The sequence below is a fragment of the Phenylobacterium sp. genome, from assembly GCF_035569475.1.
In the GTDB taxonomy this organism is placed as follows: Bacteria; Pseudomonadota; Alphaproteobacteria; order Caulobacterales; family Caulobacteraceae; genus Phenylobacterium.
In genome coordinates, this window is sequence record NZ_DATMNA010000081.1 from 24,745 (window position 1) to 31,589 (window position 6,845).

The following is a 6,845-nucleotide window of genomic DNA, read 5'->3' on the forward strand; positions in this document are numbered from 1 at the left end:
CACGACGCGCGATCTCGCAAGTGCGGAAGATCGGTGAAATACCGATTTGTGATCGGGCGCCGCCCGGATGGGCGCCTGCGCCTCAGAGCCCGTAGACCTGCGCCCCGCCGCCCGACCCCAGGGTCCCCGCCGTCCAGCCGCAGATCGCCTCCAGAACCCCTGCCATATCGCCCGGCGCGTCCAGCAGGACCAGGGCGCAGCCGTTCATCTTCAGGGGGTCGGTGAGCGGCCGCATCCGGGTCTCGGCCACCCGCAGGGGGCCGGGCGCGGCGTCCTCCAGATCGCGCAGAAAGCCGTCGAAGGTCTCCAGGTCCTTCAACGGCAGCCAGACCAGGGCCATGGCCTGACGGTTGCGACGGCGCACGCCCGCCAGGGTCTCGACAGTGCGGGCGTAGTCGTCCGCCCGCTCGAACGGCGGATCGATCAGCACCAGGGCGCGGCCCGAGGCCGGCGTCTGGGCGACCGCGGCCTCATAGCCGTCGGCCAGCAGGGTGCGCACTCCGCGCTTTCCCCGCATCCGCTCCTGGAGGGCTGCGTGCTCATCGGGCCGCAGTTCGCAGGCCAGGTAGCTGTCGCCGGGGCGCAGGGCTTCGGCGATCAGCCAGGGCGAGCCCGGATAGCGGCGGGGCAGCCCCGCGCCGTTCAGCTTGCGCACCGCCGCGGTCAGCGGCGCGAACTCCGGCGGCGCGTCCTTCGCAGCCATCAGCCGCACGATTCCCGCCTGCGCCTCGCCCGACTTCACCGCCTCGGGACCGGCCAGGTCGTAGAGGCCGCGCCCGGCGTGGGTGTCGATGACGCTCAGCGGACCCGGCTCCCGCGTCAGGCGCGCCAGGAGCTGCAGGAGGGCGGCGTGTTTCACCAGGTCGGCGAAGTTCCCGGCGTGGAAGGCGTGTCGATAGTTCAAGGGCTTTGGCCTCGCAGGAACCGCGCCCGCGCATACCACGTTGGCGCTGCCGGAGTGGAGGCGTCGCATGGCCAGGGACTTGCCGGACCAGATTGTTCCCGCCGCCGACCTGCAGGCGGCGCATCTGACCTACGTCAGCGACCTCGACCCAGGTATCCGGCGGCGGAAGGCGGGGCACGGCTTCAACTACGTCGATCCCGACGGCCAGACGATCGCCGCCGAGGCCACCCTCGACCGCATCCGCAAGCTGGCGATCCCGCCGGCATGGACCGACGTCTGGATCGCGCCGACCGAGCGCGGCCACATCCAGGCCACCGGCCGCGACGTGAGGGGCCGCAAGCAGTACCGCTACCACGAGCGCTGGCGCCACGTGCGCGACGCCCACAAGTACGACCGCCTGATCGCCTTTGGCCGCGCCCTGCCCCGGCTGCGGAAACAGGTCGACCGCGACCTCGCCCGCCACGGCCTGCCCCGCGAGAAGGTGCTGGCGGCCGTGGTCCGGGTCATGGAGATCACCCTGATCCGCGTCGGCAACGAGGAATACGCCAAGACCAACAAGAGCTTCGGCCTGACCACCCTGCGCCACCGCCACGCCAGGATCGGCGCCACCCAGGCGGTGTTCGAGTTCCGGGGCAAGAGCGGCAAGGTCCACCGCACCGGCTTCAGCGACCGCCGGCTCGCGCGGATCCTCAAGGCCTGCCAGGACCTGCCCGGTCAGCGGCTGTTCCAGTACCTGGACGACGACGGACAGCGGCATTCGGTGGAGTCCGCCGACGTCAACGCCTACCTCCGCGACGCGCTAGGCGAGGACTTCTCGGCCAAGGACTTCCGCACCTGGGCCGGGACCCTGGCCGCCGCCCGCGCCCTTGTCGGCCTGCCGGAATGCGCCGGCGCGGGCGAGAGCAGGAAGAACGTTGTCGCCTGCGTGAAGGCCGTCGCCGGCGTCCTGGGCAACACGCCCGCCGTCTGCCGGGCGGCCTACATCCATCCCTTGGTGCTCGAGGCCTATGAGGCCGGGGACCTGCCGCTGAAGCCGGCCGCCGGCGACCGCGCCTTCGAACTGGCGTTGCTGACCTTCCTGGAGCGGGCGAAGGCCAAGGCCGCCTAGCCTTCCCCGGCGTCCCCCGCCTAAGGTCGCGGGCGAACACCGGGAGAGAAGACCCATGCTGCCCCAGCGCCTGCGCTTCGGCGCCTTCATCGCGCCGTTCCATCCGATCGACGAGAACCCGACGCTGGCGATCCAGCGGGACCTGGAGCTCGTGGAATGGATGGACCGGCTGGGTTTCGACGAGGCCTGGATCGGCGAGCATCACTCCGCCGCCTACGAGTTGATCGCCAGCCCCGAGGTGTTCATCGCCGCGGCCGCGGAGCGGACCAAGCACATCCGCCTGGGCACCGGCGTCTCGTCCCTGCCCTATCACCACCCGTTGATGCTGGCCGACCGCATCAACCAGCTCGACCACATGACCCGCGGACGGGTGATGTTCGGCGCGGGCCCCGGCGCCCTGGTCTCCGACGCCTTCATGATGGGCATCCCGGTCGCCAAGCAGCGCGACCGCATGGACGAGGCGCTGGGCGTCATCGTGCGCCTGCTGCGCGGCGAGGAGGTCACCCACAAGTCCGACTGGTTCGAACTCGACAAGGCGCGCCTGCAGATGACGCCCTATTCGCGGCCCTCGGTGGAGATCGCGGTGGCCAGCCAGGTGTCGCCCACCGGCGCACGGGCCGCCGGCCAGCACGGCCTGGGCCTCCTGTCGCTCGGCGCCACCTCGACGGCGGGCTTCAACGCGCTCGCCTCCAACTGGGCCATCGCCACCGAGCAGGCGGCCGAGCACGGCCACGTCATGGACCGCAACGGCTGGCGGCTGGTCGGGCCCATGCACATCGCCGAAACCCGCGAGCAGGCGATGGAGGACGTCCGCTTTGGCCTCGACAAGTGGATCTTCTACTTCCGCGAGATCGCCAACCTGCCGATCGTGCCCGAGGGGCCGGACCCGGTGAAGGCCATGGTCGACACCGGCCTGGCGGTGATCGGAACCCCCGACGACGCCATCGCCCGGCTCCAGCAGTTGTGGGACGAGAGCGGCGGCGGCTTCGGCGCCTTCCTGCTGATGGCCCACAACTGGGCCAACTGGGGCGCGACGAAGCACTCCTACGAGCTGATGGCCCGCTATGTGTTCCCGCACTTCCAGAACCTCAACGACAACCGCCACGCCTCCATGTCCTGGGTGAAGGACAACAAGGAGGAGTTCACGACCCAGGTGCGCGGCGCCGTGGGCGCGCGGATCGTCCAGCACATGATGGAGAAGGGCCCGGACAACATCCGGCCCGAGATCGTCGCCCTGATCACCGGCGCCGCCGCGCCGCCGAAGGCCGACTAGCGCGCGATGGAACTTGCCGCCTATCTCGAACGCATCGGGTTTTCCGGCCAGGCGCGGCCCGACCTCGCGACCCTGCGCGCCCTGCATCGCGCCCACCTGGCCGCCATTCCCTACGAGAACCTCGACGTCCAGCTTGGCCGGCGGGTGACGCCCGATCCCGCCGCGGCCTTCGACAAGCTGGTGACCCGCCGCCGCGGGGGCTGGTGCTACGAGATGAACGGCGTGCTCGGCGCGGCCCTGGGAGCGATCGGCTTCAAGGTCACCCGGCTGGCGGGCGGCGTCATGCGCGCGGTCGCGGGCGACAGCGCCACGGGCAACCATCTGGTGCTGCTGGTCGACGTCGCGGGCCAGCCCTGGATCGCGGACGTGGGACTGGGCGGCGGGACGCTGGAACCCTATCGGCTGGCCGCCGGCCCTGTGTCGATCTCAGGCTATGATTTCAGGCTCGAAGGGGCGGACGATGGCTGGTGGCGGTTCCACAACCACCCGAACTTCGGCGCGCCCTCGTTCGATTTCCGGCTGGCCCCGGCCGACCCGGCAATGCTCGCCGCCAAGTGCGACTGGCTGCAAAGCGCCCCGGAGTCGATCTTCGTGCAGCACCTGATCGTCCACCGGTTCCGCCGCGAGGAAGCCCTGCAGATCGTCGACCGTACGCTGCACCGTGTGACGCCGGACCGGGTCGAGAAGACCGTCATGCAATCCGCCGACGAGCTGGTCGCGGTCCTGGCCGCCGACTTCGGCCTCGACCTGCCGGAGACCGCGGCCCTGTGGCCCAGCCTGCTCGACCGCCACGAGCGGGCGATGGCGGCCGACGCCGAAGCCTAGCGGCGGTAGCTGAACCCGACCCGGAAGGTGCGCGGCTCGGACCAACTGTCGGTGAAGTCCGCGGTCTTGCCCGTCGAAATGTGCGCGTCGGCCAGGTTGTCGACGGCGACATAGACCTCCTCGCCGGGCCCAAGGCTCCAGGCGCCGCGGGCGTCCCACTCGGCGCCCGGCGGCAGACGGCGGGTGTTCTGGTCGTCGTCGTACTGGGTCGAGGTGTAGCGCAGGCTGTTGGAGATGGTCAGCTTCTCTATCGGCCGCCAGTCCAGGCCGCCGGTCACCGTCCATTCAGGTGTCTGGGCGGGGCGCAGGCCCGTGAGCTGCGGGGCGCTTGCGCCGCCGTCGACCCGGGCGTGGGTGTAGGCCAGGGCCGCACGCCAGGAGAGCACCGGGGTCACATCGCCGTTGGCGTCGGCCTCGACGCCCCAGGCGTCGATCTCGCCGGCGTTCTGGCGCTGGCGAAGCGTGCCGCCCGCCGGAATGAAGCCCGCCAGCGGAAGGCTGGGAATCACGCCCGGACCCACGCCCAGGGTGACGTTGGTGATCGGGTCCTTGAGCTGATTGTAGAAGACGGTCGCCTGCCAGGTGAAAAAGCTGTCGCCGCCCAGGCCCGCCTCGACGCCGTAGAGCTTCTCCGGCCGCAACAGGGGATTGGACTCGGTCACGTCGTTGCCGACCCGGAACGGGCGGTGCAGTTCGTTCAGCGTCGGGGCCCGGAAACCGGCGTAGGCCGCCGTGCGCACCCAGAGATCCGGGTCGACGGTGTAGCGCACCCCGATCCGCCCCGTGGGCACCGTCCCCGAGGCGTCCGGCGACGGGCTGTTCAAGGTGGTGGCGCCGGTGGCCAGCACGAACTCATGCCGCCGCGCGTCCTTGGACGTCCACTCGTCGATCCGCGCCCCGCCGGTCACCAGCCAGGGCCCCTGGTCGTAGGCGCTCTCCAGATAGACGCCCCCGACGAAGGTCTGGCCGCCGGCGTCGCGGCCCATGGTGTAGGCGCCGTTTGCGAACTTGAAGAGCTCGTGCTCCGTGCCCATCGCCCAGCGCGCGTCGGCGCCGAACTCCCAGGTGGCCACGCCCCAATGGCCCTGCAGGGCGGCGTTGACGCCATAGCCCTGCGCCGGGGTGGAGAACTCGTTGTTGGCCGGCGTGGTGGTGGCCCGGTTGGCGGCGACCGAGACCGAGGTGTTGGCCAGGTCGCTGGTCCGCGCCCAGGCCTGCAGCCTCCAGCCGCCGACCCCTTCGCCGGCCGGTTGCGCCAGGGTGAGGGTCTCCGCCGCGCCCGTCGCCTTGGAGCGCGCGCCCAGCAGGCCCGCGCCGCGGCGTTCCTCGAACACCTCCGCCCTGGCGGCGGCCTGGACGCCGTTGAAGTCGTGCTGCACCCGGACGGCGGCGTTGGAATCTTCCAGGTCGAGCGGGGTGTCGGCCGCCCCGGCGGTCTTGCCGCGCACCGGGGTGTAACCGTCGGTGCTCTCGCCGGAAACGGTGACCAGCACGCTCTGCGTGCCGCCGGAGACCGCGGCGCGATAGCTGTTGCGCTCGCCCGCCGAGACGTCCACCGCGCCCAGGCCGTCGCGTGCGCCGCGCTCGTGCAGCGCGATGACCCCGGTGAGCGCGCCTGCGCCATAGGGCCCGGCGCCCGCGCCGCGCACGATGGTCGCCCCGTCCAGGCCCTCCGACGGCAGCGCCGTCCAGATCACCCAGCCGCCGAACGGGTCGTTCACCGGCGCCCCGTCCAGGGTCACCAGGGCGCGGCCGGCGCCGGAGCCGGCGATGGCCCGCAGCGACACGCCCTGGGTCGTCGGATTGGCCGACAGCGAGGTCGTGCGGCGGAACAGCGAGACGCCGGGCGCGCTCTCCAGCGCCTGGTCCAGCCGCGGCGTCGCCTTCAGAATATCGGAACCCACCTGCACCGCGCTGAACGCGGCGTCCCCTCCCAGCGGCGGCAGCTTCGGCGGATAGACCACCACGACCTCGACGGTCGCGGGCGGCGGGGGCGTATCGACGGCCATTTCGGCTCTTCCTCCCGGATCGCGATCCTGGGCATTCGCGATGGTTAGCGCTAATCAGCGCCGATGGAGAGCGCAACAGCCAAGGTCGCCATTGTCACCGGCGCCGGGTCCGGGATCGGTCGGGCTGTGTCCCTGGCGCTACTCGCCGCGGGTTGGTCGGTGACGCTGGCCGGCCGCCGCGCCGAGTTGCTGGAGGAAACGGCGCAGACGGCTGGAGACGCAACCGCCCGCGCCCTGCCCTGCGCGGCCGATGTCGCCGATCCAGCCTCCGTCGCCGCCCTGTTCCAGGCCAGCCAGGCCCGTTTCGGCCGGCTGGACCTGCTGTTCAACAACGCCGGGACCGGCGCACCGCCCGTGCCCCTGGAGGATCTGTCGTTCGACCACTGGAAGCGGGTCGTGGACATCAACCTGACCGGGGCCTTCCTCTGCACCCAGGCCGCCTTCCGCCAGATGAAGGACCAGGACCCGCGCGGCGGGCGGATCATCAACAACGGCTCGATCTCGGCCCATGTCCCCCGGCCGCGCTCGGTCGCCTACACCGCCACCAAGCACGCCATCACCGGCCTGACGCGCTCGGCCTCGCTCGACGGCCGGGCCTACGGCATCGCCTGCGGCCAGATCGACATCGGCAACGCGGCCACCGAGATGACCCGGGCGATGAGCGAGGGCGTCCGGCAGGCCGACGGCTCGCTGGCCGCCGAGCCCACGTTCGATCCCCGGCACGTG

The 6,845-nt window shown here is 71.5% G+C and carries 6 protein-coding genes; 4 read left to right on the top strand and 2 right to left on the bottom strand.

The annotated features are described in order from the left end of the window. Positions 1-82: 82 nt before the first annotated feature. Positions 83-904, bottom strand: coding sequence for a 23S rRNA (adenine(2030)-N(6))-methyltransferase RlmJ (gene rlmJ / locus VNW53_RS12380; RefSeq protein WP_325555977.1), 822 nt, complete (start codon positions 902-904; stop codon positions 83-85). Between the two features lie 67 nt (positions 905-971). Between rlmJ and VNW53_RS12385 the strand changes: the two genes are divergently transcribed. Genes VNW53_RS12385 through VNW53_RS12395 form a run of 3 tightly spaced genes read left to right on the top strand, consistent with a single transcriptional unit; the run spans position 972 to position 4,110 of the window. Further along, positions 972-2,012, top strand: coding sequence for a DNA topoisomerase IB (locus tag VNW53_RS12385; RefSeq protein ID WP_325555978.1), 1,041 nt, complete (start codon positions 972-974; stop codon positions 2,010-2,012). 55 nt (positions 2,013-2,067) lie between these two features. Further along, positions 2,068-3,285 carry an LLM class flavin-dependent oxidoreductase gene (locus VNW53_RS12390; protein WP_325555979.1) on the top strand — a complete coding sequence of 406 codons (1,218 nt, stop codon included), beginning with the start codon at positions 2,068-2,070 and terminating at the stop codon, positions 3,283-3,285. 6 nt (positions 3,286-3,291) lie between these two features. After that, entirely contained in the window at positions 3,292-4,110 is an 819-nt protein-coding gene (locus tag VNW53_RS12395) for an arylamine N-acetyltransferase family protein (RefSeq protein WP_325555980.1), read from the top strand. On the opposite strand, the gene VNW53_RS12400 is transcribed toward VNW53_RS12395, so the two are convergent. Then, positions 4,107-6,119, bottom strand: a complete 2,013-nt coding sequence (locus tag VNW53_RS12400; protein WP_325555981.1) for a TonB-dependent receptor — start codon at positions 6,117-6,119, stop codon at positions 4,107-4,109. The two genes, VNW53_RS12395 and VNW53_RS12400, sit on opposite strands and share 4 nt — an antisense overlap. 63 nt (positions 6,120-6,182) lie before the next feature. Here VNW53_RS12400 and VNW53_RS12405 point away from each other — a divergent pair. Beyond that, positions 6,183-6,845 (top strand): SDR family oxidoreductase (locus VNW53_RS12405; RefSeq protein ID WP_325555982.1); only part of this gene is annotated, 663 nt, incomplete at its 3' end.

Bases quoted from the DNA above. Each gene is read 5' to 3' on its own strand.
- VNW53_RS12385 (WP_325555978.1), top strand. From the start codon at position 972: ATGGCCAGGGACTTGCCGGACCAGATTGTTCCCGCCGCCGACCTGCAG.
- VNW53_RS12390 (WP_325555979.1), top strand. From the start codon at position 2,068: ATGCTGCCCCAGCGCCTGCGCTTCGGCGCCTTCATCGCGCCGTTCCAT.
- VNW53_RS12400 (WP_325555981.1), bottom strand. From the start codon at position 6,119: ATGGCCGTCGATACGCCCCCGCCGCCCGCGACCGTCGAGGTCGTGGTG.
- VNW53_RS12395 (WP_325555980.1), top strand. From the start codon at position 3,292: ATGGAACTTGCCGCCTATCTCGAACGCATCGGGTTTTCCGGCCAGGCG.